Here is a 25109-nt window from a genome sequence, read left to right as displayed (position 1 = left end):
GCTCATATCCGGTGATCCTCGACGGATGCCCAGATGAGAGAAAGCGTCGCCCAAGTGACAATAAGCGCAAGCAGTATGATCAGGGGTGTGCTGACACGGCGCGGAAAGATCGATTCGTCCGGCAGCACCGGCTTGACGAAAACGGCGAGGTAGAGCGTCTTGCGCAGAGCTTCGGCTAGCACGGCATCGTAGTTCTTCTGCGCACTTTCGTAGAGCTTTTCCGCGATCATGCGATCGGTCTCCAGCCTGGAATAGTCCAGCAGGGCCTTTGCAAGGCTTGCATTCTCAGGACCTGTCAACTCCGATCTCATCTTCTCGATCTGTGCATCGAGGCTGTCCTTGGCGAGATTGAGCTGCTGATAGGTCGGAGAATTCTGGGCGTTGGATTGCCGCATGACGAACAGGCGCGTTTCGAATTCCAGTTTCTGGGCCAGCAGGCCGGTCAGAATCGTGCCGCTGTTCTGCGCCTGTGCCTGCGGGCTGAGAAGGCCGGATGCGTTTTGGAACTGGTTGAGGGCGATCAGCGTGTCGCCATAGGCCTTGCCGCTTTTCTGGACGTCGGCCTTCATGCTCTGTATGATATCGTTGCGCGCCCGTTCGGAAAGCTCGTTGATGAGCTTTTCGCTTTCCTCGATGATGGCGTCCGCGAGCTTGACGGAATCATCGGGCGTGAAAGCCCTGACCTTCAGTGTGATGATGCCGGAGGTGACGTCTATATAGGCGCTGACATGGTCGTTCCAGTACTTCAGGAACTCTTCGTCGGATCGCGCCGAGCTGAATCGCGACAGGAAATCCGCATCCGGCCGGGTAAACATGGCCCGATAATCGAGTTTCTTGCCGATCCGGTTCAGAATCTCCGTCGAGTGAATGAAGCTGGTGACGACATAGGCGTCTTGCGAAGCCGAGCGCATGTTCAGAGCGCTGGTGGCCCCCCCGGGGTCGCCGGCATCACTGGTGTCGCCTGCTCCCGACACGGCACGAACGGCAAAACGCGCTTCCGCCACATATTGGTCTGAGGCAATGAAGGCGTAATACACCGAACTGGCCAGGAAAGGCAGGATAACGAGCAATACGAAGCCGATAAGCCTCAGCGGCGGCTTACCGCCCGACTGTGTTTCGGGCTCGTTGTTGTCATGCACCGGTATGTATTCGACGTCCTCGAGATCGGTGCGCGCACGCTGCGCCGGCAGCCTGCGCCGAAACAGCGAAGGCAAGATATGCCGGCTCGTTTTTATTCGTGGAGAGTCCTGAACTATCGCGTCTTCAATGACTGGCTTCGGCATGTCAGCTTGCAATCGTTTCCGGCAGTCCGGGCGCGGTTGGTTTCATCGCCTGACGCACATAGTGGTCGAAAATCAAATCCTCTTCGAGCATAAGCTCGGCAATATGCAATGAACGCAACCTTGCTGCAACGTCTTCAAGGGTGCTGTGTCTGGGTGGCAACGGAAAATCGTCAACCGAAATCCCTATGAGCTCGCTGAGCGCCTGTTGAAAATAAAGACTGTCCGTATCGAAACCGACAATGGCAAAGCGCGAGAGAAGATCGATCGCGGTGGCGACATCGCCGCGTGTCACGGTCTGTTCCGGTATGGTCGTGGCCAATTGCCGGGTGACCGGAGATACGAGAACGTTTCTGACACTCTGAGGCGCTTTCTTCAGGGCTGTCTTGAGAGAGGCGGCGTTTTCGAAGCTTACCTCGGCAAAATGCTCCGCAGCCGGCGCCAGGATGATCTTGTCGCGATCGCCGAAGAAGGAAATCTGGGTTTTCGCCATTCGTTTCAGAAGGAATATCCGCAGAGCAAGTTCGTAATAGGGATCGGTAAGCAGAACGATGGCCTTGAATCCCTTGTCGAGAAACTCTTCATAATTGCGCATCAACAGCCGGCCGCTAAGATAGATCGACTGGATGGCGTTCAGATGAAAGGCCTGCAGGGTCGTTTCGTGACCGAAGCGCTCGACGGATGAAAGCTCGTATTGAAAATTGCGGCCGCAATAGTAGTCGAATTTGACCATTGGCAGCAGCTGTGTCTCGAGCCTTACAATCTTTAACGGAATCGTGTTCGATACTTGCGGGCGCCGATAGATCAACAATCCGGACTTGGCGTCATGGATCATCAGCGACGTACGTTCCATGAGGTCCGGCATGATTGTTGTGTCGAGCCTGAATCCGACATAGCCATCTTCGTGCCGTCCCGAGTCGATGACCGCCTGTTTGAACTGGTCGCACGGCAGGATCATCAGATCGCCGTCGGCATCCGAGATTCTGATTTGTGGTTTGTCGGAAAAGCCATCGGGGATCAGATAGCCCTCGATAACATTGCCGCGATCATATTCGAGGTTAAAAAGCACGGAGTTGCTCCGGCGCTTTTACCAGATCGGCGCAGCGCCGAAATTGGTGATGGAGTGACGTCATTGCGCCCTGCATAGTATCACATTGATCAAGATGCCTATCGATATCGCGGATGTCGGGCCTTGGCATTCGAACCTCGTCAGGCCTCGCTGGGCGCTTTTCGTGCCAGCAGCGAGAAGCTGGGGCCGCCTGGATGGCTCAGATTTTCATCCCGGATGATAACGTCATTGAAGCCGAATGTACGCAGCAGCATCAAGATGTCATCCCGGTGCATCCAAAAGTGCCGGTCCTTCATGCCACCGCAGAAAGACGCATTGGCATTGGCGTGGTGATAGCTGCGCTCGTAATAGCGCACCGCAATGCCATCTATCAGTTTCGTCTCCACCTTACCGCTGAAAGGCAGCCACCGCACATCGCCCTCGGGCATTGCGTCCTCAAGGACGAAGTGGGTCCAGATGAAAACCGCGCTGGACCGCTTTGCCAGCAAGCGAAGAAACTCGCCAGGGTCGGCCATATGATAGAGAACCCCCGATGCAAGCGTTAAGTCGTAGATTTCTTCGCCTTCCGTCAGCCACGCCTGAATGTCGCCGAGCATGAAGGAGGCGGTGTCGATGTTCAGGATCTGCTTGGTAACCAGACATCTTAGAAAACAGAGACGGTTTGCTTCGATCGCATCGATCCGCGCCGGGCGATGGCAATTCAGTATATGGGTATGCATCCCCTCGAGCGGGCCGACTTCGAGAACGGTCCTGCCTTCTATCGATCCGAAGGTGCGCAATGCCCAGTCGATGCGGTCGTCGGCATAAAGGGGCAGGTTGCCGGCGCTAAGACCGAATTTCGGCGGAAACGCACAGTTCCATCCTTGAAGTGCATCGATGGCGTTTTGGTGCGCTGGCCTGCCTTGCTCGTACTGATCGAAAATCTCCAGGGGACTTTTCGATGCTTTCTTCTGGGAGCGCTTTGAAAAACCAAGCATTAAAACATAACCTTCATTTCAATCGGCATCCCGCCGATCCGGAGAAGTTCTCGCATTGGCGCATCGCAGCCCCCAAACCGCTTTTTGCCTCGCAGCAAGTTGGCGGAATTTATAAGCGCCGATGGACAATCGGGGATTGCCGAGGCTGATTCGAGGAGCCATTGATGCTATCTCGCTGGAGGCAGAAATTCGGCAAGTACCGATTGTTGTGGTCTGTCATCTCTGCATGGGTTGCGGGTCAGGACTCAACTCTTTTACAGGCAATAGCAATCTTATGAAAAGCGGCACAAGTGCGATTCTGTGGAACTTTATGTCGCCGATCGGGCGATTTTTTACTGTTGCCGTTACTTAACGGTTCCTTTTTATTTTTCAGAAAATTTTAATTTTAAACCGCAAATAATACTCGTCCAAATTGCTTTAACCCTCTTTGCCCCTTATAAGCCGATCTGATGGGGCGCTTCTTGAATCCCGGGTGTGTTCAGATGATCGCACCTGATATTTTTGATTGTATTCCCGGCGTTTGGGCTTGTTGACGCAGGCCCGTTATGCTTTTCAAGGCGTCGATAGATTTGATGCATTCTATGTCGATGTATGCCATCAGGTAATCACGGCAGCTAATTGGTTTGAGGGTTTCAATTGTTTCGTATTGGCGCCGTACTTTGTTGCGTGGTTCTGGCGGGATGTAATTCCGTTTCGAGCGAAGGTCCGCTGGCTGGCGCTATTGTGAAAGATGCCGGCCAATCCAGTATCGAATTGGGTCGCAGGAATGCCGCGGTTTTCGACATTGTCGATATCGACAGCCGCAGTGCGCGCCTGGTTTCCGACTATGTTTCCTCCACGCTCAATCGCCGTTTTGGCATGGGCGGCGGCGTCGGTCTGGTCGTTATCGGTGTCGGCGACGCATTGAAGGTCACGATTTTCGAAGCTGGTGCCGATGGCCTGTTTTCGACGGCACAATCGAAGCAGGTATCGCTCGATATCGTCGTGCAGCCGGACGGCACGGCGGCAATCCCTTATGCCGGCTCGGTTCGATTCGCTGGCAAGACGCTTGACCAGGCTCGCAAGGCAATCCTGGCGGCTCTGGCAAGCAAGGCCGTCGAGCCGGATGTTATCGTAACAAGCATGGGCACGCCGTCGCGCACCGTTACGGTTTCGGGCGCCGTTGGCCGTCCTTCTATGGTTCCGCTCGATCTGACCAGGGAAAAGATCACCGAAGTCATCGCCAAGGCTGGTGGACCCTCGACGCAACCCTATGAAACCTATGTTACGGTGGTTCGCGGCAGCAAGACCGGAACGGTTCTGCTGAAGTCGATCATCGAGCATCCCTCGGAAGATATCTATGTCCAGCCGGGCGACCAGATTTTCCTCGTCCGCGATCCGCGAACCTTCACCTTGCTCGGCTCTGTTCGCGGAGACGGCCGTATCGAGTTCGGGGCGAACGATCTGAATCTGCTCGAGGCCGTTGCCCTCGGTCATGGCGCGATCGACGATTCGAGCAATGCCAAGGGCTTCTTCCTGTTCCGCTACGAAGAGCCTGAAATCGCTAAGATTCTGCTCGGTCCCGCCCGTTTCCAGGACCTGCTGCGCAAGGGAATGGTGCCGGATGCCAAGGGACGCTATCCGATTGTCTATCGGTTCGACATGTCCAATCCCGACAGCCTGATCGTAGGGCAGACCTTCCCGGTCAAGAGCCGCGACGTCATCTACGTGTCGCGCCATCCTTCCGTCGACATCAGGAAGTTCTTGAATCTTATCGGTACGCCGCTAGGTATCGCCTCCCAGGGAGCGGCAACAGCGGTGAATCTGGGACAGTAATCCTGGAAAAATGAAGGAGCGGCGGTGCCATCGGGTCTACCTGCGCTCCTATTCGTCGGCGGATGCCGAGATCTGTATGATTGTGACGGATCGTGCCTTGTCGGCAACGGAAATTCATCGCGAACTGACTTGTCGAAAACACGACAATCGTCGCAAGCAATAGCTGCGATCTTCGACTTGGATTGAAGGGTGTAAGATGTCGCATATTGCATCGGTTGTTGCACTGCCGCATATTGGTTGCACACGCAAATTTTTTGTCGATAACAACCACAGATAATAACGTGCGCAGTTGATATTGAATTTGACCAGTTTGGTGCACTTCTTCGAGTATTGCTGAGAGATCATGACAGTTGAAATTATCGGACGCGCAAGCGTTGCCCCTGGGGCGAGTTCGATTGAAGAACTGCAGCTTGTCCTCAAGGAGGGGCGTTGTACCGTAAGCCGCATACCAGAGGAGCGCTGGGATCTCGCGCGCTTTTGGCATCCGGCTGTTGGTATTCAGGGGAAGACTTACAGTTTTGCAGCTGGCGTCTTCGATAATGTCTACGCCTTCGATCCCGCGGTTTTCGGCCTTTCCCAGCGCGAAGCGATGCAGATGGATCCGCAGCAGCGCATCCTTCTGAATATAGTCTGGCGCGCTTTGGAAGATGCAAACTTGCCGATCGATGGATTCGAGGGGCAGCGCGTCGGCGTCTATGTCGGGGCATCCTCCCTTGAATACGGCAATCTGACGCTGGAAGACCCCGCCTCGGGCAGCCCGTATTTCATGACGGGCAACACGCTTTCCATCGTTTCCAACCGCATCTCGCACATATTCGGATTGCGCGGACCGAGCATGACGATCGACACGGCCTGTTCGTCGTCGCTGGTCGCCCTCGACCAGGCGGTGAAGGCGCTGGAGAACGGCGAGATCGATACGGCGATCGTCGGCGGCATCAATATTCTGCTCAATCCCATGTCCTTCGTAGGGTTCGCCCAGGCGCGAATGCTGTCGCCGGAAGGACTCTGCCGCGCCTATGACGACAACGGCCGCGGTTACGTCCGTGCAGAAGGTGGTGCGGCGATCGTACTACGCCGGACGGACGTGGCGCTGCGCGAGAAAGACCGCAGCTATGCCAGGATCCATGCCGTAGGCGTCAATTCTTCGGGACGCACCAACGGCATTTCCATGCCGTCTCGTGAAGCGCAGGCCGCCTTGCTTCAGTCGATCTATGAAGGCCGCAATATCGATGTCAATCGCATCGCCTTCATCGAGGGGCATGGAACGGGAACGAAGGTCGGCGACCCCGCCGAAATATGGGCGATCGGTGAAGTCATAGGCCGCAATCGGCGGGCGCCGGTGCCAATCGGCTCGATCAAGACCAATATCGGGCATACCGAACCCGCATCCGGCCTTTTCGGGCTGCTGAAGGCCGTGATCGCGCTGGAAAATAATTTCTTACCCGCTTCGCTGCATTTCGACCATCCGAACGAGTCCATCGACTTCGAGGGATTGAACGTTCGGGTCAACACATCAACGATCGAACTTCTTCCGGCCAAGCAGGCGCGCTTTGCCGGAATCAATTCCTTCGGTTTCGGCGGAACGAACGCTCACGTTGTCATCAGCGATCCCGATCCGATCGCGCCGCCGGAGCCGCCGATCCGGGGCGAGGGGATCGTTTTTGCCGTCAGCGCTCATACGGCGTCCGCTCTTTCGACACTGCTCGAAGACTATAGGACCCGTCTTGAAACTGCCGAGCCCAAGGAGGCCCGTCAGATCGTTGCTTCCGCTGCCGCCAATCGCGAACCCATGCGTCATCGTTTTGCTGCCCGCGCAAAGGACAGCGCCGCCGTGCTTGCCGCGATTGATGCGCATCTTGCAGGCAGAAATTCGGTCGGCGAGGCGGGCGAATCTCCGGCGCAGGCTGCCAAGATCGCCTTCGTCTTTTCCGGCAACGGCTCGCAATGGGCGGGAATGGGTGTCGGCGCCTATCAGGAAAACCGTCATTTCCGGCAATGCTTCCAATCCTTCAGCGCGCTCTTTGAATATTATCTCGGCGAGAAGCTGACCGACGTTCTGGTCGCTTCCGATCTTGCCGCACGCCTGGCCGATACCAAGATCGCGCAGCCGCTGTTGTTCGCCATCCAGGCTTCTCTTTCGGATTGCCTATGGTCCATGGGGGTCAAGCCCGATGCGGTCTTCGGCCATTCGGTCGGCGAAATCGCAGCCGCTTATGCCGCCAAGGCGCTGACGGCTGCCGAAGCGGTTGCAATCGTTGCCAAGCGCTCGCTGCATCAGGATCTCCTCGCCGGCGAGGGCAAGATGGCCGCCGTGGTGCTTGGCGAGGATGCTGCGCTGGCCTTTGCGAAATCCAGGGATCTCGACAATATATATATAGCGGCGATCAATGCTCCGAATTCGGTAACGATCTCCGGTCCGGCCGATGAGATAGAGGCCTATAGGGACGCTGCACGCAAATCCCAGATCGTCGCGCATGTTCTCGACATCAATTATCCGTTCCATCATCCGATCATCGACCGCGCCAAAGAGGCTTTTTTCGCCGATCTGCCCGATCTCGCGCCGGATAGCGGCACGGGGATCTTCATTTCGACGGTAACAGGCGAATTGCGCGACGGGCGCCTGCTGGACACGCAATATTGGTGGCGCAATGTTCGCGATCCCGTGCTCTTCAAGGCTGGTTGTCAGGCCGCGATGGCAATGGGATGCAACCTCTTCATCGAGATTTCGCCGCGCCCGATCCTGTCGAACTATGTGGCGGAGATCGCCAAACAGACATCAGTTCAGGTCATTGCGATACCGACCTTGCTACGGGAGGCGCCCGTTGCCGACCATGATCCGGTTTCGCAATCATTTGCGCGGGCAGTCGCCAATGGAGCACCTGCGCTGCGTGCCCGCGGCAGCGCCACCCGCAACGCCTTCGTCAAACTGCCGTCTTTGCCTTTCGAGCCGGTAGAGCTTCGCACCCCTCCGACGACGGACGAGATCGATATCTTCGGTCGGGATCGCAAGAGCCTATATACGCTGCTCGGTTGGCGCGCCGATCTTAATGGTTCGAATTGGAAGAACCATCTCGATGCCCGTCTCTTCCCGGACCTTGCTGAACATGTGGTCGACGGCAAGGCAATCATGCCGGGCAGTGGCTTCGTCGAGATCGCGGTAACGGCGGCGCAACGCTATTACGGGACGGATGAGGTTGAAATCGGCAATCTCGAAATCATCCGGCCGCTGGAATTGTCCCAGGATCGAATGGTCGAGCTGTCGACCGTCCTGTCGCCTGAGACCGGAGATATCGAGATCCGGTCGCGCGAACGCCTAAGCCATGACGAATGGACGGTTCATGTAGTTGGACGTTGCCGCAAGCCGCTGGCAGGCGAGGGGGACAGCAAATCCCTCGATCGATCGCGCAAGGAGGGCAAATCGACGTTGACCTCCGATGTGACTTACGAAACGGCGGAACGTTTCGGATTGCATTATGGCCCGCATTTCCAGCTTCTGTCGAAAGTCGTGGCGTTTGGTCATCATGTGATCGAAGTGGACCTGAAGCCGGCTGCCCCGCCGTCTCATCCCTTCGTCAGCTATAATCTCAACCCCATGTCGGTCGATGCGGCGTTTCACGGACTCATCGCATTGTTCGATCAATTCTCCGGCGACGAAACCGGTGCTCCCTATATTCCCGTTCATTTCGGCACCGTGAGAGCTTTCGGCAAGGGAGGACCGATCGCCAAAGCCATTATCGAGATCGAGCGGTTCAGCGCGAATTCGATCAAGGCCCGTTTCACTCTGTTCGATGCAGATGGCAGGCCGGTCGTCGTTCTTGACGATAGCCGTTTCCGCCGCACACAGCTGCGCCGCAGGGCAACGCTCGATTCCGTCGCCTTTCATTACGAGGGCGTGCCTTCGGCTCTTTTCGACGGCGTAGACAGACCCGGCGCCGGTACACGTCGGATTTCATCGCACGGCGGCTCCGACGGGAACCACATGCTCAACAATGCAAGTCTTCTTCTTGATGCCGCGATCTATCGGGCCTGCCATGATATCGCGCTGAAGGTTGCGGACCGCAACGGTACCGTCGCATTCTCCGGCCTCCCCGGCGATCCCGAGTTCAGGTCTTTCCTCGTCAATTGCCTCTATATTCTGGAAGACGCCGGTATTGCGGAGACGGGAGACGGCAGGTGGCATGTTCCCCTGGAGCCGACGCTGCCGCCGGTGGCGGAGCTGCTGCAGGAAATCTATCGCGAGGACGCTGGGCGCGTGGCCGAGAGTATCCTCGTTGGCGATGCCTATCGCGAGACGCTCGAGCATCTGGCGATGATACGTCCGCATGTGCTGGAGCGTGAGCCTGCGGCCCAGGGTGCAAATATGCCGGGTGGGGCGACGCTGGAGCATGTGCTTGTTCATTCTCCCTTGAGCCAGAGACGGCTTTCGATGCTGGCAGAGGCATTGGCTTCATCCATCGAGGCCAATGATGGGGCGATCGGGCACGTGCTCGAGGTCGGCTCGGTATCGGTTGCGTTCAGTCGAAAGCTGGCAACGATCGCCGCGACCGCAGATGCACGTCTCGTGATCGCTGAGCCGCGCGAGCAAGCCCGTCGAGTATTGGAGATCGCCTTCGAGCGTGACGCGCATGTTATCGTCGCCGATCCTGCCAGGCTGGCGGATCGCCATGTCGCCGACATCGTGGTCGCCTCCGGCGATCAGAGCCAGCATCTGATGCGCCACAATGACGAGATCAAGCGAATGGTCCGGTCGGTCGCCGCCAGCGGCGCGCAGCTGCTGCTCGCCGATCGCGCACCGAGCGCCTTCAATGATTTCGTCTTCGGCCTTTCCGAAGGCTGGTTTGCCGATAGCCAGTCGCCGGAATTCCCGGTCGGACGGCTCGGTACGCCCCAGCAGATTGCCGATCTCCTCGGAATTTTGGGCTTTGCCAAGCCTCTGATCCAGGAACAGACTTTCCCCGAAGGCGCGCTGATTATGGTGTCCGCCGTATCAGAGCGGCAGCCGGAAGAGAATTCCGTCGTGGATGCCGCCGATCCGATCCTGATCTTGTCGGAGCAGGGCAGGAAGGGTCTCGGCAAGCTGGGCAAGAATATGACGGTCATCGATCTCGGCGGATCGTCTCTGGATATTGTCGACGCTCTCGATGCCATTGACCCGGCTACGCGCCGCGTCGTTTATCTTGCGGATATGAAGCGCGGCGATGCAGCGGAACTCTCGTTGTCTCGTCTCTCGGCGTTCACGCAGTTGGCGAGCCTGTTGTCGCAGAACAGCGATGGAGCGCGGCCTCGATTGGTTATCGTGGCGCCCGGCGGCTCACCGCTGTCGGCTGGCTCCCTGGATGATGCCAATGCCGGCCTGTGGGCTTTCGGCCGCGTCCTTCAGAACGAGTACGATGCCTTTGACGTGCATCTGCTGGATGCCGATACGGCTGGCGGCCGAACGCTCTCGGTGGTCGATACCCTGATGGTCGCGGAAACGGACAATAGGGAATGGTTCCTGGACCGCGCGACCGGAAAGGTCCGGGAAATCCGGGCTGTGGCTGGTCCCTTCGATGCCATTGAAGCGAGCCGCAGTGATTTCACAGCAGCAACGATCCGCCAGCATGTGAGCGGGCGCCTGGATAGCGTGGCTTGGGAGGAGACGGGCCTTCCCGCGCCCGACCAGGGCGAGGTTGTCGTCTCCGTCGAAGCCACCGGCCTCAATTTCCGGGATGTCATGTGGGCTATGGGCGTTCTGCCCGAGGAAGCATTGGAAGACGGCTTTGCCGGTGCCACGATCGGCATGGAATTCGCCGGGCGAATTCTTGCCGTGGGCAATGCCGTCGATGATCTCAAGCCGGGCGATAATGTGATGGGGATCGGGCCTGCCGCATTCTCGACTCACGTGCGTGTCGATCGTGATGGCGTGACAAAGCTGCCGGAGCAGATGGAAACCGTTGCTGCCGCCACCGTGCCGGTTGCCTTTCTGACCGCCTATTATGCGATGGTCGAGCTTGGACGCATTCAGCCTGGTGAGAGCATCCTGATTCATGGAGCTGCCGGCGGCGTCGGTCTGGCGGCACTCCAGATCGCCAAGCACAGGGGTGCCAAGGTGATCGCCACCGCCGGCACGGTCGAGAAACGCGGCTTTCTCGAAATGCTCGGCGCCGATCACGTGCTTGATTCCCGCTCCCTGGATTTCGTTTCCGGCGTGCGGCGGCTTACGGGCGGTGAAGGGGTTGATCTCGTTCTCAATTCGCTCTTTTCGGAAGCGATGGAGCGGAGCATCGAGCTGGTCAAGCCATTCGGCCGCTTCCTGGAGCTTGGCAAGCGTGACTATTACGCCGACCGTAAGATTGGCCTGCGTCCATTCCGGCGCAATGTCAGCTATTTCGGTATCGATGCCGATCAGCTTCTGGTCAATGTACCCGACCTGACACGGCGCATATTCAGGGAGATCGGTCAGCTTTTCGCCGAAGAAAAGCTGACGCCGCTGCCGTATCGCGCCTTCGCTTTTGACGAGATCGGCAACGCTTTCCGGTTGATGCAGAATGCCGGCCATATCGGCAAGATCGTGGTGCGCCCGCCTGTTGCGCGTGTCGACGGCGTCTTGCGAGCGCCTGCGAAATCTCTGCGCTTCGATGCCGGAGGCGTTTTTCTCGTTGCGGGCGGCATTGGCGGCTTCGGCCTATCCGCCGCCGATTGGCTTGTTTCCAGAGGTGCGCGCCGCATAGCTCTGTGCTCGCGCCGAGGCATTGCCGATGCGGAAACGAAAAAGGCGATAGCCGATTGGACCAGGCGAGATGTCGTGACGACGCTGCATGCCTGCGATATCACCGATGCTGCAGCGGTTGAGACGCTGCTTGCCTCGCTTCGCTCCGAAGGAGCGCTGAAGGGTGTCGTTCATGCCGCCATGGTTCTGGACGACGCACTGCTCGCCAACTTGACGCCGGAGCGCAATCGTCCCGTTCTCGAGGTCAAGATCCGTGGCGCCGAAAACCTGGATCGCTCGACGCGAGACGACAAGTTGGAGCTTTTCCTGCTGTTCTCCTCGGCAACGACCATGCTCGGCAATCCCGGCCAGGCGAATTATGTGATGGCAAACGGCTACTTGGAGGGCCTGGCGCGTGCGCGCCGCGCTGCCGGCAAGCCCGCGCTCGCCGTCGGTTTCGGCGCCATCGCCGACAAGGGCTTCCTTGCCCGCAATATCGAGGTCAATGATCTCCTTTCCAAGCGCATCGGCAAGGCTGCGCTGAAGGCACGCGATGCTCTGGAGCAGGTGGAGCGTTATATGCTGGCGGATAGAGGCGCGATCGATGCAGCGGCGGTCATGATCGCCGAGATCGATTGGAATGCCGTGCGCCTGCTGCCGATCTCAGGCCGGTCGCTGTTCGAGCCACTGATGCGCCATGCAGGCAGTCATCAGGTCTTCAACGAGGGAGACAACGTCGATCTCAGGGAGCTGATCAGGGGGAAATCGGAAGGGGAGGCTCAGGCCGCACTGCATGCGCTCATCGCTGCGGAGATTGCCGCCATCTTGCGCGTGACGGAAGACACGGTGACGCCTGACAAGGTGTTGAAGGATATCGGGCTCGATAGCCTGATGGCCATGGAGCTGGGCATGAGCTTCCAACAGAAGACCGGCTTCGATATTCCTCTGAGCGGCGTAGGCGAGGGTACCACCGTGGGCGATGTCGTCAGCCGCTTGCGTGATCGTGTCATGAATCGCAATGGTGATGATGGTAATGGCGACGTAGCGGGTGATGACGGCGTGGTCGAGCGTCTGGCGCGCAGCCATGCCTCAGACCAGGAAAAAAGGGTCGTCCAGTGACCACGTATGATGCCGATGATGGCAATCCGGCGGAGCGGAAGAAGAGCAAGCTGCTCGAACAGATGCGCCGAGTTGGCGAATCCTCCGGCCGCAATCGGACCGAACGGCTGAACCGGCAACCGCAGGCACAGCCGCGCCAGGTGACGCGCTTCGAGGATCTGCCGGAATACAAGCGCGTCGCAACGCAGCGCATTGCGGGGGAGTTGCTTGGCGTTGCCAATCCCTTCTACCGATCGCATGATGCCGCTGCGGGCGCGACGACGCGCATCGGCGGGCGCGAGTTCGTCAATTTTGCTTCTTATGACTATCTGGCGACCAATACCGATCCGCATGTCGCCGCACGTGCGAAAGAAGCGATCGACCGCTTCGGAATTTCGGCGTCGGCAAGTCGCCTCGTGGCAGGAGAGCGACCTGGTCACGTCGAGCTCGAGCGCAGGCTCGCCGCAGTCTATGGCGTCGATGCCGCCGTCTGCTTCGTCAGCGGCTACCTGACCAATGTTGCCGCAATCGGCTGCCTGATGGGGCCGCAGGATCTCGTGATCCACGACGAATTCATTCATAACAGTGCGCTTGCCGGCATCAAGCTTTCCGGCGCGGCACGCCGGCTGTTTCAGCATAATGATGTCGAGAATCTCGAAAATATCCTGAAGACGCTCTCATCGGATTTTCGGCGCATCCTCGTTATCGTCGAAGGCATCTATTCGATGGATGGCGATATCGCCGATCTCCCGGCCCTGCTGGAATTGAGGGCGCGCTACGGTTTTTGGCTGATGGTCGACGAAGCGCATGCGCTTGGCATTCTTGGCAAGACGGGCCGCGGCACGTTCGAGCATTTCGATCTCGATCCGCGTGATGTCGATATCTGGATGGGCACGCTGTCGAAGACGACCTCCAGCTGTGGCGGCTATATTGCCGGCAGCAGCGCACTTGCCGATATTCTAAAAGCGGAAGCCGGCGGTTTCGTTTACAGCGTCGGTCTCTCACCGGTTCTCGCCGCCGCCGCCATTGCTGGCCTCGATATCCTCAAATCCGAACCGGAGCGAACCGAACGCCTCAGGCGTAACGGCCATCTTTTTCTCGAAGAAGCAGAGGCGGCGGGTCTCGATACCGGCCTCAGCATGGGCCATTCGGTGGTGCCCGTGATCGTCGGCGATTCGCTTCGTGCGGCGCAGCTTTCGAATGACCTGCTCGCCGAAGGCATCAATGTGCTGCCTATCATTCATCCGGCGGTGCCGGAAGGCATGGCGCGGCTGCGCTTCTTTATCACCTGCAATCACACCGAGGAACAGATCCGGCGGGCGGTCGCGCTCACGGCCGAAAAACTCAAGAGTTTGGAGGACCGCAATTTCGGTCTTGCCTCGCTGGATATGGACAAGATGATGCAGCTGCTGCCCCTGGCTCAGGCTCCAGGCGGCTCATAAGTTCGGGGCGGTCGTCTCATGCACGTTATCGTCACGGGAGGTTCAAGCGGAATTGGTCTGGCGGTAGCGAAGCTTTATGCGGCCAGGGGCGCTCGAGTTTCGCTTCTTGCCCGCGATGTGGGGCGGCTCGAAGCGGCGCGCGCCGAAATCGCAGCGCTTCCCGGCGTCGACGGCGCCTTCATCCGGGCGGCTTCCGCTGATGTGGCCTCGGCCGAACAGACTGCGGAGGCGGTAAAGCTTTGCGAGGCGTCCCTTGGTCCGTGTGATATCCTCATAACTTCTGCGGGCATCGTCGAGCCTCGCGCCTTCGATGCAATGCCGGCATCGGTTTTCGATGAGCAGATATCCATCAATGTCGTCGGGACGGCCAATGCGGTTCGCGCTGTTTATAAAGGCATGAAGAGCCGGCGCGGCGGCCGGATCATGATGATCTCTTCGGGCGCTGCCTTGATCGGTATCTTCGGCTACACCGCCTATTGCGCATCCAAATCTGCGTTGGAGGGTTTTGCCGAAGCTTTGAGTGCCGAGGCTGGTGCTTCGGGCGTAAAGATTTCGATCTGCTTTCCGCCCGATACGATGACGCCGCAATATCGCCGGGAAATCTCGCTCAGGCCTCGCGAGGCGGAGGTGGTGATGGGGGCCGTCAAACCGTGGAGCGCGGAGGCGGTCGCGGCAAAAATCGTCCACGGGCTGGATCGTGGCAAGCAGAGAATCCATTTCGGATTTTCGCTGACGGCGCTTGCATTTTTCGGACCATTGATAAAACCGCCGCTGCTATGGTGGTTTTCGCGCACGACGCGAAAAATATTTGGTGGGGAGGGGGCGCGCGGTCTTGCCGATACCGCCGAGCAACGCTTTGATAGTGATAAGTAATACGAAACAACTACCGGTGTTGCGCTGTCGGTGAAACACGTGCAAGAGAAGGTAAGTCAGGGAATTGGCGGCCCGTTCCTCGCGGATATGAGAATGTCATAGAGGCGGCGGGCATTTGGATGGCGCAATCTTGAAGCTTCATGATTTTCCAGTTCTTTTGACGCTCGCCTGCTTCGCGTTTTCCTGCGTCATCGTCCTGCTGACTGATCCTTTCGCAATGCCGGCTGCCGTCACCGCCGAGAATCGCCCGAAAAGAAGCTGGCGGCGGGTAGCCTGCGACTGGGCGGCGAGGATTCCGGTTATCATATTGATCTATGTCGCCTTCTTCGCCATTTCGTGGCGCCCGCTCTACAGCACGCAGGCTGTCATCAGCTTCTTCGTCATCTTCACGGGCATATCGAGGGCGAAGTTCGAGTTTATCCGTGAGCCTCTGGTTTTTTCGGACATCGCGCTCGTCGTAGATGTCTTCAAATACAAGGAGATCTTCTACGCGACTTCGCTGAACATCGTCTTCTGGATCATCGCCTTCGCTTATGTTTTCGGCCTCAGCGGCCTCTACATGTATCTCGAGCCGTCGGTTTTGCCTTCGTCGAACCAATTGCTGTGGGTCCTGTTGATGTTGGTGGTCGCCTTCGCGCCATGGCTCGCGCTGTTCAGCAGGGTCGTCAGCGAACCGGTCTGCCGTTTCACACAGAAGTTTCTCGGCAGGGTTGATGTGAAGATCGATACAGTGCGGTTTGGCACATTCGCTTCCGTCGTCTTTCATTTCGTCATCTGGGTTGGTGTCCGGCGCGAGGCGATCGTCTCGGAATTGTCCGGGCGCTTCATGTCGGCGCTTCAGGAGCTTTGGGACCATGGTGAAGACGAACCGCTCATCGTCGTCTGGCAATCCGAATCCTTCATCGACCTCAGACATTTTGGCGTCGACAATATCAAGCTTCCCAATCTCGACCGCCTGCGTGAGCAGGCCGCGCAATGGGGCCGCATGACCAGCGTCTTCGAGGGTGGTTATACGCTGCGAACCGAATTTGCCGTCCTGAGCGGGCTACTGCCCGAAAATGTGCATATCGATGCCAGCTACCCCTATCTGCGCGCCAGCCACTATAAGGATGTGGTCTGGCCGGCGCGGCTGAAGAAGGCGGGCTGGAAGACGCAGTTCATCCATCCCTACGACAAGACATTCTTCCTTCGCCACAAGGCATTGCCGCAGCTCGGCTTCGACCGGATGATGATGCTGGACGAGTTTGATCACAATCCGGAACGCGATGGACCCTATGTCAGCGATCTCTCGCTGACCAAGAGTGTGATTCGGACGATCGACGACGATGGCGTGGGCAAGAATTTCCTCTTTGTCGCATCCATGGCGAACCATGGCCCCTGGGAGCCGGGCCGCTGCGGCGACCTCGTCAATCCGGTGGATATCTATGGCGAGCTCCTGATGCGCGCCGATCATGCACTCGGCAATCTCGCCCATCACCTCGACAGGCTGGATCGCCCGGTCTGGCTGCTCTTCTATGGTGATCATGCGCCCTTGCTGAAAGCCTTTGCCGATCCTTTCCCCGATCCGCGCACCGATTACGTCATCGTTCCGTTAGGCCGCGCGCGCGCCCATTCGCAAAGGCCGCAGCCATCGCAGGAAGAGGCGCCCTGGAATCTGATCGGCACATTGCTGCACTATGCCGGACTTGCCACCGAGGTCGCGGAATGATGCCCAGTGGGGAAGGGGTCACGCGCCCGCGCGTCTTCCTCTTCCTGCAGGGCCCATCCTCGCCTTTGTTCGTCGAGACTGCCAGGATATTGGAAAAGGCTGGCGGCCGCTGCATCCGCATCAACTTGAATGCCGGGGATTGGATTTCTTGGCGCTGCCGCGGCGCTTCCAATTATCGCGGCGATTTTGCCGGATGGCGCGCCTATGTCAGGCAGCGATTCGAGGCCGAGAACGTCACCGACCTGATCCTGCACGGCGAGGAGCGCCCCTACCATAAGGTTGCCATCGAGGAGGCGCGGCGTGCCGGCGTCACCGTCAATGTCGTCGAGATGGGATATTTGCGGCCTGACTGGGTGACGCTCGAGCGAGATGGCCTCTCCTCCAATTCGCACTTTCCGGCCGATCCTGCCCATATATTGAAAGCAGCGTCCAAGCTGCCGGAGCCGGATTGGAAACGCCGCTACAATCAAACTTTCCTGGCGGAAGCCCTTTACGATCTCGCCTATTATCTCCCGACCGTCTTTCTGTGGTTCCTCTATCCAGGCTATCGGCGGCACGGGCTCTACCATCCTCTAATGGAATACGCCGGCTGGCTGAGGAAACTTTCTTTCAGGGGCAGGAGGGCGCGAGAGGCAGAGGGTGTGATCAAGGATCTGATTGCCGCCGGCAAGCGCTTCTTCGTCTATCCGCTGCAGCTTCAGACCGATTTTCAGTTGCGAGCGCACTCGCCCTTCCATCAGCAGCAGGATGCTATCCGGTTGATTCTTCGTTCCTTCGCGAAGAATGCGGCATCCGACGCGCATCTCGTCCTCAAGCTGCATCCGCTCGATCACGGGCTGGTGGATTGGCGCGCCTATGTCGACCGCATCGGCGCCTCATGCGGATTGTCGGCGCGCATTCATCTGATCGATGGTGGCAATCTCGATCGGTTGATTGCCGCCAGCCAGGGCATGGTGACGGTCAACTCGACGGCGGCGCTTTCCGCGCTGCAGGTTGGGAAGCCGGTCAAAGCGCTGGGAGCGGCGATCTACGATATCGATGGTTTGAGCGATCAAGGTAGCCTGGATCGATTCTGGTGGGAGCCGATCCCGCCGTCGCCGGAGCTATGCAGCGCATTTTTTCGCCTGCTGGCCGCGACGGTACAGGTACGCGGCAACTTTTGCTCGCGCGAGGGCGCGCGCGCCGCCGCCGCGCAGATCGCGGGGAGACTGCTGTCGCGGACGGTCAACCTGCCGGATGCCTACATCGAGCCGCCGCCAAGGCAGCGGCCGATAAAATTTCATGTGCCGTAATGAAGGTGCAATGGGATGGAAGAGGAATAGTTGCCCCTGCGAGGGTCTTCAGGCTGAAATTGACAACGAGGCCACTTACATGTGGACTGATATAGAACTCAGCGCAGCGATTCGACACTGGGAATGAATGTGGATAACGGTTTGCCGGGAGCAAACGCCATGGATGACAGCAAGATGGAACGATTCATGTTGAAGGAGCTGCTTGTTATCATAGCAGCCCTTGTGCTTGTTTCCGTCGTGCTTCTGGCCGTCATCATTCTCGGCAACTACTGAGCCACAGGTGTCGGGCGGACAAAGGCGCTCATCGTGATTGCTGCCTACAACCGCCGATCATTCAAACTAACAATCAAATATGTGGAGAATGGTGGGCGATGAGAGACTCGAACTCCCGACATCCTCGGTGTAAACGAGGCGCTCTACCAACTGAGCTAATCGCCCTTCTGCGAAGCGGGTCGTTGGCCCGCCGCGTTCGGTGGCCGTGATCTATGCGGAACGGCGACAAACCGCAAGAGTGTTTGTGAAGATTTTTTGATTTTTTTGAATTTTACACTCTCCGGCCGTCGTCATCCACATGAGCAGATGTGAGGCTTGCTGGATTGCTCCTGTGCATATCAGGCGCGAATGAAATGCGTGGGGCGGGAACCTGCCATGTTAAATCGCCGGAACGGAAAGTTGCGGGCGAGCTTGTCCAAAACAATTCGCACTCTGTCATCGATTTGTATTCAAACCTGCTTGACACCCAAACACGAACCCCGTAGTTAGCCGCTCATCGAACGGCGAGGGCCGCTTTGATGGGTGCGGAAGCATCTGGAATGCTTGAAATGAAATGCGGGTGTAGCTCAGTCGGTTAGAGTGCCGGCCTGTCACGCCGGAGGTCGCGGGTTCGAGCCCCGTCACTCGCGCCATTTCAAGGCAAATTTCGGATCTGCACCGGCTGAAAGGCCAAACAATGCGCGGGTGTAGCTCAGTCGGTTAGAGTGCCGGCCTGTCACGCCGGAGGTCGCGGGTTCGAGCCCCGTCACTCGCGCCATTCTCTCCAAGCCATTACAATCAAACATCAATTTATTGCGATTGCGAAGAAGCCTTTTCGCGCCAGCGCTGATTTGTCGCGTTGCCGTCGCAACACATTGATATCTACCGCTCGATAGTACCCTAACAGACAGATTCAAAAGGCTTGCGCGCGCGCTCCGCCTGCGCTAACCACGGCTCTGTTGCAACGCTCTTTCGCTTGCTGGGCATTTGCTCAGATGCGCCGCCCCGGCGCTGATCGCAAGCAGGGATGGACATGATGACTGGACTGCTCAGTTCCTATATTCCGATAGCGATTTTCATTGGTATTGCCGTGGTAATCGGCCTGGCGCTGTTGATCACGCCGTTTGCCGTCGCCTTCAAGGCGCCCGACTCGGAAAAGCTGTCGGCTTACGAATGCGGCTTCAATGCATTCGATGACGCCCGCATGAAGTTCGATATCCGCTTTTATCTCGTATCGATTCTCTTCATCATCTTCGATCTGGAAGTCGCCTTCCTTTTCCCGTGGGCCGTATCCTTCGGCGCCATCGGCTGGTTTGGGTTCTGGTCGATGATGGTGTTCCTCGCGGTGCTGACCATCGGCTTTATCTATGAATGGAAGAAGGGAGCCCTGGAATGGGAGTAGCCCCAAGCAACACGACACTCGTGGCGCCACAGCCGAAGGGGATCATCGATCCCGCAACCGGCCGGCCGGTCGGCAGCAACGATCCGTTCTTCGGCGAAATCAACAATGAGCTCGCCGACAAGGGTTTTCTGGTCACTTCTACCGATGAGCTGATCAACTGGGCCCGTACTGGCTCCTTGATGTGGATGACTTTCGGACTTGCCTGCTGCGCTGTCGAGATGATGCAGGTTTCCATGCCGCGTTATGACGTCGAGCGCTTCGGTTTTGCGCCGCGCGCTTCGCCGCGCCAGTCCGACGTCATGATCGTTGCCGGCACGCTCACCAACAAAATGGCGCCCGCGCTTCGTAAGGTCTATGACCAGATGCCTGAGCCGCGTTACGTCATTTCGATGGGTTCCTGCGCCAACGGCGGCGGCTACTATCACTATTCCTATTCCGTCGTTCGCGGATGCGACCGTGTCGTTCCGATCGACATCTATATTCCGGGCTGTCCTCCCACGGCGGAGGCACTGCTTTACGGCGTGCTTCTGCTGCAGAAGAAGATCCGGCGCACTGGCACGATCGAACGGTAAGGCAGGGGACAAGGTACTATGAGTGAAGCCCTGAACGAACTCGCCGCCTACCTCACGGAAGTTCGCAGCGCCCTGATTTCCTCGAGCGAGATCGAGTACGGCGAGCTGAACGTGACGACGACGACCGAAAACGTTATCGCCCTGCTGACCTTCCTGCGTGACGACGCCAAGTGCGGTTTCGTCAACATGACGGATATTTGCGGCGTCGACTGGCCGCAGCGCGCCGAGCGTTTTGACGTGGTATACCATCTCCTGTCGCCCAAGAAGAACCTGCGCATTCGCGTCAAGGTTCCCGTCGGCGAAGATCAGCCCGTTCCCTCCGCTTGCGGCGTCTATCCCGGTGCCGATTGGTTCGAGCGTGAAACCTGGGACATGTACGGTGTTCTCTTCACCGGTCATCCGGATCTGCGCCGCCTGCTGACGGATTATGGTTTCGAAGGCCATCCGCTGCGCAAGGACTTCCCGACGACCGGTTTCGTCGAAGTTCGTTATGACGACGCCGCCAAGCGCGTTGTCTACGAGCCGGTAGAGCTGAAGCAGGAATTCCGTAACTTTGACTTCCTGTCGCCATGGGAAGGCACCGATTATGTGCTGCCCGGCGACGAGAAGGCGAAGGCATAATTTGATGGCGTGTGGCGGGCTTTCCAGCCTGCCATCCTCTGACATTCTGAAAACGCGAGCATCGCCGCCATGACAGAACATAACGTTCGCAACTTCAACATCAATTTCGGTCCGCAGCACCCGGCTGCGCACGGCGTTTTGCGTCTTGTCCTCGAACTGGACGGCGAAATTGTGGAACGCGTCGATCCGCATATCGGCCTGCTGCATCGCGGCACTGAAAAGCTGATCGAATCGAAGACCTATCTTCAGGCTGTTCCTTATTTCGACCGCCTCGACTACGTGGCGCCGATGAACCAGGAACACGCCTATGCGCTGGCCGTCGAAAAGCTGCTCGGCATCGATATACCGATCCGCGGTCAGCTGATTCGCGTGCTCTATTCGGAAATCGGCCGTATCTTGTCGCATCTCCTCAACGTCACGACCCAAGCCATGGACGTCGGCGCGCTGACGCCGCCGCTCTGGGGCTTCGAAGAGCGCGAAAAGCTGATGGTGTTCTATGAGCGTGCCTCCGGCTCGCGCATGCACGCAGCGTACGTCCGTCCGGGTGGCGTTCACCAGGATCTTCCCGAAAAGCTCGTGCAGGATATTGGCGACTGGTGCGATCCCTTCCTGAAGGCGCTCGACGATATCGACGACCTCCTGACCGGTAACCGTATCTTCAAGCAGCGTAACGTCGATATCGGCGTAGTCTCGCTGGAAGACTGTTGGGCCTGGGGCTTCTCCGGCGTCATGGTCCGCGGCTCGGGTGCTGCTTGGGACTTGCGCAAGGCACAGCCTTACGAATGCTACGCCGATCTCGAATTCGACATTCCGATCGGCAAGAACGGCGACTGCTACGACCGTTACCTCATCCGCATGATCGAAATGCGCGAAGCCGTCCGCATCATGAAGCAGTGTGTCAATCGCCTGCTGGGTGATGCCAAGACCGGACCGGTTTCGTCGCTCGATGGTAAGGTCGTTCCGCCGAAGCGCGGCGAGATGAAGCGCTCGATGGAAGCGCTGATCCACCACTTCAAGCTTTACACCGAAGGCTATCACGTGCCCGCCGGCGAGGTTTATGCGGCTGTCGAAGCGCCGAAGGGCGAATTCGGCGTCTATCTCGTCTCGGACGGTTCCAACAAGCCGTATCGCTGCAAGATCCGTGCGCCGGGCTATGCGCATCTGCAGGCCATGGACTTCATGTGCCGCGGCCACCAGCTCGCCGACGTCGCGGCCGTGCTCGGCTCGCTCGATATCGTATTCGGTGAGGTGGATCGTTGATGCGAGCCTGGCAGGTCCTCATTCCAGCGCTTCTCGTCGCCTGCGGTGCTTCGGCACAGCAGACCGGCAAGACGCAGGGCCTGCCGAGCATCAACCTGCAGAATTCGAATTCTGCGAAAAGTGGAAGCGAGGTTACGTCGGGCGGAGATTCGACCATGGGTGACCTCCTTTCCCGCGGTTACGAGATCAAGGCCGCTGTGCCGAATGGCGGTAAGTTTGTTGTGTTTATGCAGAAAGACCAGTCGGCCTATGCCTGCGAATTCTCGTCTCTGACGAATACGCGGTGTGGGTCCTTAAACTGAGATAAGGCGTGAAAGATGTCCGTTCGTCGACTAGCCGAAGATCAATTCCAGCCTGCCGCCTTCGCTTTCAATGCGGAGAATGCGGTCTGGGCTGAAAAGACGATTCAGAAATATCCTGATGGTCGTCAGCAATCCGCGATCATCCCGCTGATGATGCGTGCGCAGGAGCAGGAAGGCTGGGTCACCAAGGCGGCTATCGAAACGATCGCCGACATGCTCGACATGGCCTATATCCGCGCGCTCGAAGTCGCGACTTTCTATACGCAGTTCCAGCTGCACCCGGTCGGTACGCGCGCCCACGTTCAGGTCTGCGGCACCACGCCCTGCATGCTGCGCGGCGCCGAGGGGCTGATCAAGGTCTGCAAGAGCCGGATCAACGATCACGCTTTCGAGCGCAATGCCGACGGTACGCTCTCCTGGGAAGAAGTCGAATGTCAGGGCGCCTGCGTCAACGCACCGATGGTGGTGATCGGCAAAGATACCTATGAGGATCTGACGCCGGCACGTCTCGAAGAAATCATCGATGCATTCGCCGCAGGCAAGGGCCATGAGATTCAGACCGGCCCGCAGATCGATCGCGTTTTCTCCGCTCCGGAAGGCGGCTTGACGTCGCTGCTTTCGGATGAGGCGAAGGCAAAGAGTGTCGCAAGCAAGACGGCCAAGGCCACTGCTGACGCCGTATCGATCCCGCCGTCGGAAGCCGGCCGTGCAAAAAGCACGGATGCCGAAACCAATCCCAGCCTGAAGACGCCGGCGACGGCGCCGAAGGAAGCAGCCAAGAATGCCAAAGCGGCCGAAACGCAGCCGCTTTCGGGCACTGCAGCCGCGGAACCCGCTGCCGGAAAGCCGTCGCTCGACGACAAAAATCGTCCCGCCGGTGTCGAAAGACCCGCGCAGCCGGACAATCTGCAGCTCATTTCAGGCGTTGGCCCGAAGATCGAAGGGACCTTGCATGAGCTCGGTATCTTCACCTTCACGCAGATTGCCAGTTGGAATGAGGCCGAGCGTCATTGGGTCGACGGCTATCTGAATTTCAAGGGCCGGATCGAGCGCGACGACTGGGTCAGGCAGGCTGAGGCACTCGCTAAGGGTGGCGAAGCGGAATATATCAAGGTCTTCGGCAAGAAGCCGCGGTAAGAGGTGAAGCATGTTACAGGATCAGGATCGCATCTTTACCAATATCTACGGCCTTAAGGACAAATCCCTGAAGGGCGCGATGTCGCGCGGCCATTGGGACGGCACGAAGCAAATCCTCGAAAAAGGCCGTGACTGGATCATCAACGAGATGAAGGCTTCCGGCCTTCGCGGCCGCGGGGGTGCAGGCTTCCCGACCGGTCTCAAGTGGTCCTTCATGCCGAAGGAAAGCGACGGGCGCCCGCATTATCTCGTCGTTAACGCCGACGAGTCCGAACCTGGCACCTGCAAGGACCGTGACATCATGCGCCACGATCCGCATACGCTGATCGAAGGCTGCGTCATCGCCGGCTTCGCCATGGGCGCGAATACTGCCTATATCTATGTGCGCGGCGAATACATGCGCGAGCGCGAAGCTCTGCAGGCTGCCATCGACGAGTGCTACGATGCCGGATTGCTGGGCAAAAACAACAAGCTCGGCTGGGATTTTGATGTTTTCGTTCATCACGGCGCCGGCGCTTACATCTGTGGCGAGGAAACCGCGCTGCTGGAAAGCCTGGAAGGCAAGAAGGGCCAGCCGCGCCTGAAGCCGCCATTCCCGGCCAATATGGGTCTCTACGGTTGCCCCACGACGGTCAACAATGTCGAGTCGATCGCCGTAGCACCGACGATCCTGCGCCGCGGCGCCGGCTGGTTCTCCTCCTTCGGCCGCCCCAACAATGTCGGCACGAAGCTTTTCATGATCTCGGGCCACGTCAACCGTCCCTGCACGGTCGAAGAAACCATGGGCATCACCTTCCGCGAGCTGGTAGACAAGCATGCAGGCGGCGTCCGTGGCGGCTGGGACAACCTGCTTGCCGTCATCCCCGGCGGCGCATCGTGCCCGGTCGTTCCGGCTGCCGATATTATCGACTGCCCGATGGATTTCGACGGCCTGCGCGAAGTTAAGTCGTCCTTTGGCACGGCCGCGGCGATTGTCATGGACAAGTCGACCGACATCATCAAGGCGATTGCCCGCATCTCGGCCTTCTTCAAGCATGAAAGCTGCGGCCAGTGCACGCCGTGCCGCGAAGGTACGGGCTGGATGTGGCGCGTTCTTGAGCGTATGGCTCGCGGCAACGCCCAGAAGCGTGAGATCGACATGCTGTTCCAGGTGACGAAACAGATCGAAGGTCATACCATCTGTGCGCTCGGTGACGCAGCCGCATGGCCGGTTCAGGGCCTGATCCGCAATTTTCGTCCCGAGATCGAAAAGCGCATCGACCAGTACACCGCCAACGCGACGAGCCACGGCGCGGTTCTGGAAGCAGCCGAATAAGGATCG

16 protein-coding genes and 3 tRNA genes are annotated in these 25109 nt (G+C 58.4%); 15 read left to right on the top strand and 4 right to left on the bottom strand.

Annotated features, from left to right (window positions below; translation table 11 throughout):
- Positions 1–2 precede the first annotated feature (2 nt).
- The 3 genes from JJQ51_RS26465 to JJQ51_RS26455 all read right to left on the bottom strand — a co-directional run bounded on the left by JJQ51_RS26465 (position 3) and on the right by JJQ51_RS26455 (position 3326).
- On the bottom strand, positions 3–1214 hold the full coding sequence (locus JJQ51_RS26465) for a capsule biosynthesis protein (RefSeq protein WP_269245507.1): 1212 nt from the start codon (positions 1212–1214) through the stop codon (positions 3–5).
- Between the two features lie 70 nt (positions 1215–1284).
- Positions 1285–2349: a hypothetical protein gene (locus tag JJQ51_RS26460; RefSeq protein ID WP_269245506.1), complete on the bottom strand. Its 1065-nt coding sequence runs from the start codon at positions 2347–2349 to the stop codon at positions 1285–1287.
- Between the two features lie 140 nt (positions 2350–2489).
- A complete protein-coding gene (locus JJQ51_RS26455; RefSeq protein ID WP_269245505.1) occupies positions 2490–3326 on the bottom strand; it encodes a class I SAM-dependent methyltransferase in 837 nt (278 codons plus the stop codon).
- A gap of 636 nt (positions 3327–3962) precedes the next feature.
- Here JJQ51_RS26455 and JJQ51_RS26450 point away from each other — a divergent pair.
- The 6 genes from JJQ51_RS26450 to JJQ51_RS26425 all read left to right on the top strand — a co-directional run bounded on the left by JJQ51_RS26450 (position 3963) and on the right by JJQ51_RS26425 (position 18242).
- A complete protein-coding gene (locus JJQ51_RS26450) occupies positions 3963–5141 on the top strand; it encodes a polysaccharide biosynthesis/export family protein (protein ID WP_269245504.1) in 1179 nt (392 codons plus the stop codon).
- 343 nt (positions 5142–5484) lie between these two features.
- On the top strand, positions 5485–12948 hold the full coding sequence (locus tag JJQ51_RS26445; RefSeq protein WP_269245503.1) for a type I polyketide synthase: 7464 nt from the start codon (positions 5485–5487) through the stop codon (positions 12946–12948).
- 62 nt (positions 12949–13010) lie between these two features.
- Positions 13011–14369 (top strand): aminotransferase class I/II-fold pyridoxal phosphate-dependent enzyme, encoded by a 1359-nt coding sequence (locus JJQ51_RS26440; protein WP_246661783.1) that lies wholly within the window; start codon positions 13011–13013, stop codon positions 14367–14369.
- 18 nt (positions 14370–14387) lie between these two features.
- Positions 14388–15242 (top strand): SDR family oxidoreductase, encoded by an 855-nt coding sequence (locus JJQ51_RS26435; RefSeq protein ID WP_113390762.1) that lies wholly within the window; start codon positions 14388–14390, stop codon positions 15240–15242.
- A 130-nt stretch (positions 15243–15372) separates the two neighbouring features.
- Positions 15373–16950 (top strand): LTA synthase family protein, encoded by a 1578-nt coding sequence (locus JJQ51_RS26430; protein WP_113390770.1) that lies wholly within the window; start codon positions 15373–15375, stop codon positions 16948–16950.
- Positions 16947–18242 carry a capsule biosynthesis protein gene (locus JJQ51_RS26425; protein WP_113390763.1) on the top strand — a complete coding sequence of 432 codons (1296 nt, stop codon included), beginning with the start codon at positions 16947–16949 and terminating at the stop codon, positions 18240–18242. Before JJQ51_RS26430 ends, JJQ51_RS26425 begins: the two co-directional genes overlap by 4 nt.
- Positions 18243–18604: 362 nt before the next feature.
- On the opposite strand, the gene JJQ51_RS26420 is transcribed toward JJQ51_RS26425, so the two are convergent.
- A tRNA-Val gene (locus JJQ51_RS26420) sits at positions 18605–18680 on the bottom strand.
- 390 nt (positions 18681–19070) lie between these two features.
- Between JJQ51_RS26420 and JJQ51_RS26415 the strand changes: the two genes are divergently transcribed.
- The 9 genes from JJQ51_RS26415 to nuoF all read left to right on the top strand — a co-directional run bounded on the left by JJQ51_RS26415 (position 19071) and on the right by nuoF (position 25103).
- A tRNA-Asp gene (locus JJQ51_RS26415) sits at positions 19071–19147 on the top strand.
- A 48-nt stretch (positions 19148–19195) separates the two neighbouring features.
- Positions 19196–19272: transfer RNA gene (locus tag JJQ51_RS26410), tRNA-Asp, on the top strand.
- A gap of 258 nt (positions 19273–19530) precedes the next feature.
- The gene (locus JJQ51_RS26405; RefSeq protein WP_028754004.1) at positions 19531–19896 is read left to right on the top strand and encodes an NADH-quinone oxidoreductase subunit A; all 366 of its coding nucleotides are present in this window, start codon (positions 19531–19533) and stop codon (positions 19894–19896) included.
- Complete coding sequence (locus tag JJQ51_RS26400; RefSeq protein WP_015339504.1) at positions 19887–20468, top strand: NuoB/complex I 20 kDa subunit family protein; 582 nt, start codon at positions 19887–19889, stop codon at positions 20466–20468. Before JJQ51_RS26405 ends, JJQ51_RS26400 begins: the two co-directional genes overlap by 10 nt.
- A gap of 18 nt (positions 20469–20486) precedes the next feature.
- Positions 20487–21089: an NADH-quinone oxidoreductase subunit C gene (locus tag JJQ51_RS26395; protein WP_269245502.1), complete on the top strand. Its 603-nt coding sequence runs from the start codon at positions 20487–20489 to the stop codon at positions 21087–21089.
- A gap of 69 nt (positions 21090–21158) precedes the next feature.
- On the top strand, positions 21159–22349 hold the full coding sequence (locus JJQ51_RS26390; RefSeq protein WP_113328981.1) for an NADH-quinone oxidoreductase subunit D: 1191 nt from the start codon (positions 21159–21161) through the stop codon (positions 22347–22349).
- Positions 22349–22651, top strand: coding sequence for a hypothetical protein (locus JJQ51_RS26385; RefSeq protein ID WP_269245501.1), 303 nt, complete (start codon positions 22349–22351; stop codon positions 22649–22651). The genes JJQ51_RS26390 and JJQ51_RS26385 overlap by 1 nt, the downstream gene beginning before the upstream one ends.
- Positions 22652–22666: 15 nt before the next feature.
- A complete protein-coding gene (locus tag JJQ51_RS26380) occupies positions 22667–23788 on the top strand; it encodes an NADH-quinone oxidoreductase subunit E (protein WP_113328979.1) in 1122 nt (373 codons plus the stop codon).
- 10 nt (positions 23789–23798) lie between these two features.
- Positions 23799–25103, top strand: coding sequence for an NADH-quinone oxidoreductase subunit NuoF (gene nuoF / locus JJQ51_RS26375; RefSeq protein ID WP_069614974.1), 1305 nt, complete (start codon positions 23799–23801; stop codon positions 25101–25103).
- Positions 25104–25109: the final 6 nt, after the last annotated feature.

The sequence above is a fragment of the Rhizobium sp. AG207R genome (assembly GCF_027109195.1).
GTDB classification, from domain to species: domain Bacteria; phylum Pseudomonadota; class Alphaproteobacteria; order Rhizobiales; family Rhizobiaceae; genus Rhizobium; species Rhizobium dioscoreae.
This window is presented reverse-complemented; position numbering and strand designations above follow the sequence as displayed.

Bases quoted from the DNA above. Each gene is read 5' to 3' on its own strand.
- JJQ51_RS26455 (WP_269245505.1), bottom strand. From the start codon at position 3,326: ATGCTTGGTTTTTCAAAGCGCTCCCAGAAGAAAGCATCGAAAAGTCCC.
- JJQ51_RS26445 (WP_269245503.1), top strand. From the start codon at position 5,485: ATGACAGTTGAAATTATCGGACGCGCAAGCGTTGCCCCTGGGGCGAGT.
- JJQ51_RS26440 (WP_246661783.1), top strand. From the start codon at position 13,011: ATGCGCCGAGTTGGCGAATCCTCCGGCCGCAATCGGACCGAACGGCTG.
- JJQ51_RS26435 (WP_113390762.1), top strand. From the start codon at position 14,388: ATGCACGTTATCGTCACGGGAGGTTCAAGCGGAATTGGTCTGGCGGTA.
- JJQ51_RS26425 (WP_113390763.1), top strand. From the start codon at position 16,947: ATGATGCCCAGTGGGGAAGGGGTCACGCGCCCGCGCGTCTTCCTCTTC.
- JJQ51_RS26405 (WP_028754004.1), top strand. From the start codon at position 19,531: ATGACTGGACTGCTCAGTTCCTATATTCCGATAGCGATTTTCATTGGT.
- JJQ51_RS26400 (WP_015339504.1), top strand. From the start codon at position 19,887: ATGGGAGTAGCCCCAAGCAACACGACACTCGTGGCGCCACAGCCGAAG.
- JJQ51_RS26395 (WP_269245502.1), top strand. From the start codon at position 20,487: ATGAGTGAAGCCCTGAACGAACTCGCCGCCTACCTCACGGAAGTTCGC.
- JJQ51_RS26390 (WP_113328981.1), top strand. From the start codon at position 21,159: ATGACAGAACATAACGTTCGCAACTTCAACATCAATTTCGGTCCGCAG.
- JJQ51_RS26385 (WP_269245501.1), top strand. From the start codon at position 22,349: ATGCGAGCCTGGCAGGTCCTCATTCCAGCGCTTCTCGTCGCCTGCGGT.
- JJQ51_RS26380 (WP_113328979.1), top strand. From the start codon at position 22,667: ATGTCCGTTCGTCGACTAGCCGAAGATCAATTCCAGCCTGCCGCCTTC.
- nuoF (WP_069614974.1), top strand. From the start codon at position 23,799: ATGTTACAGGATCAGGATCGCATCTTTACCAATATCTACGGCCTTAAG.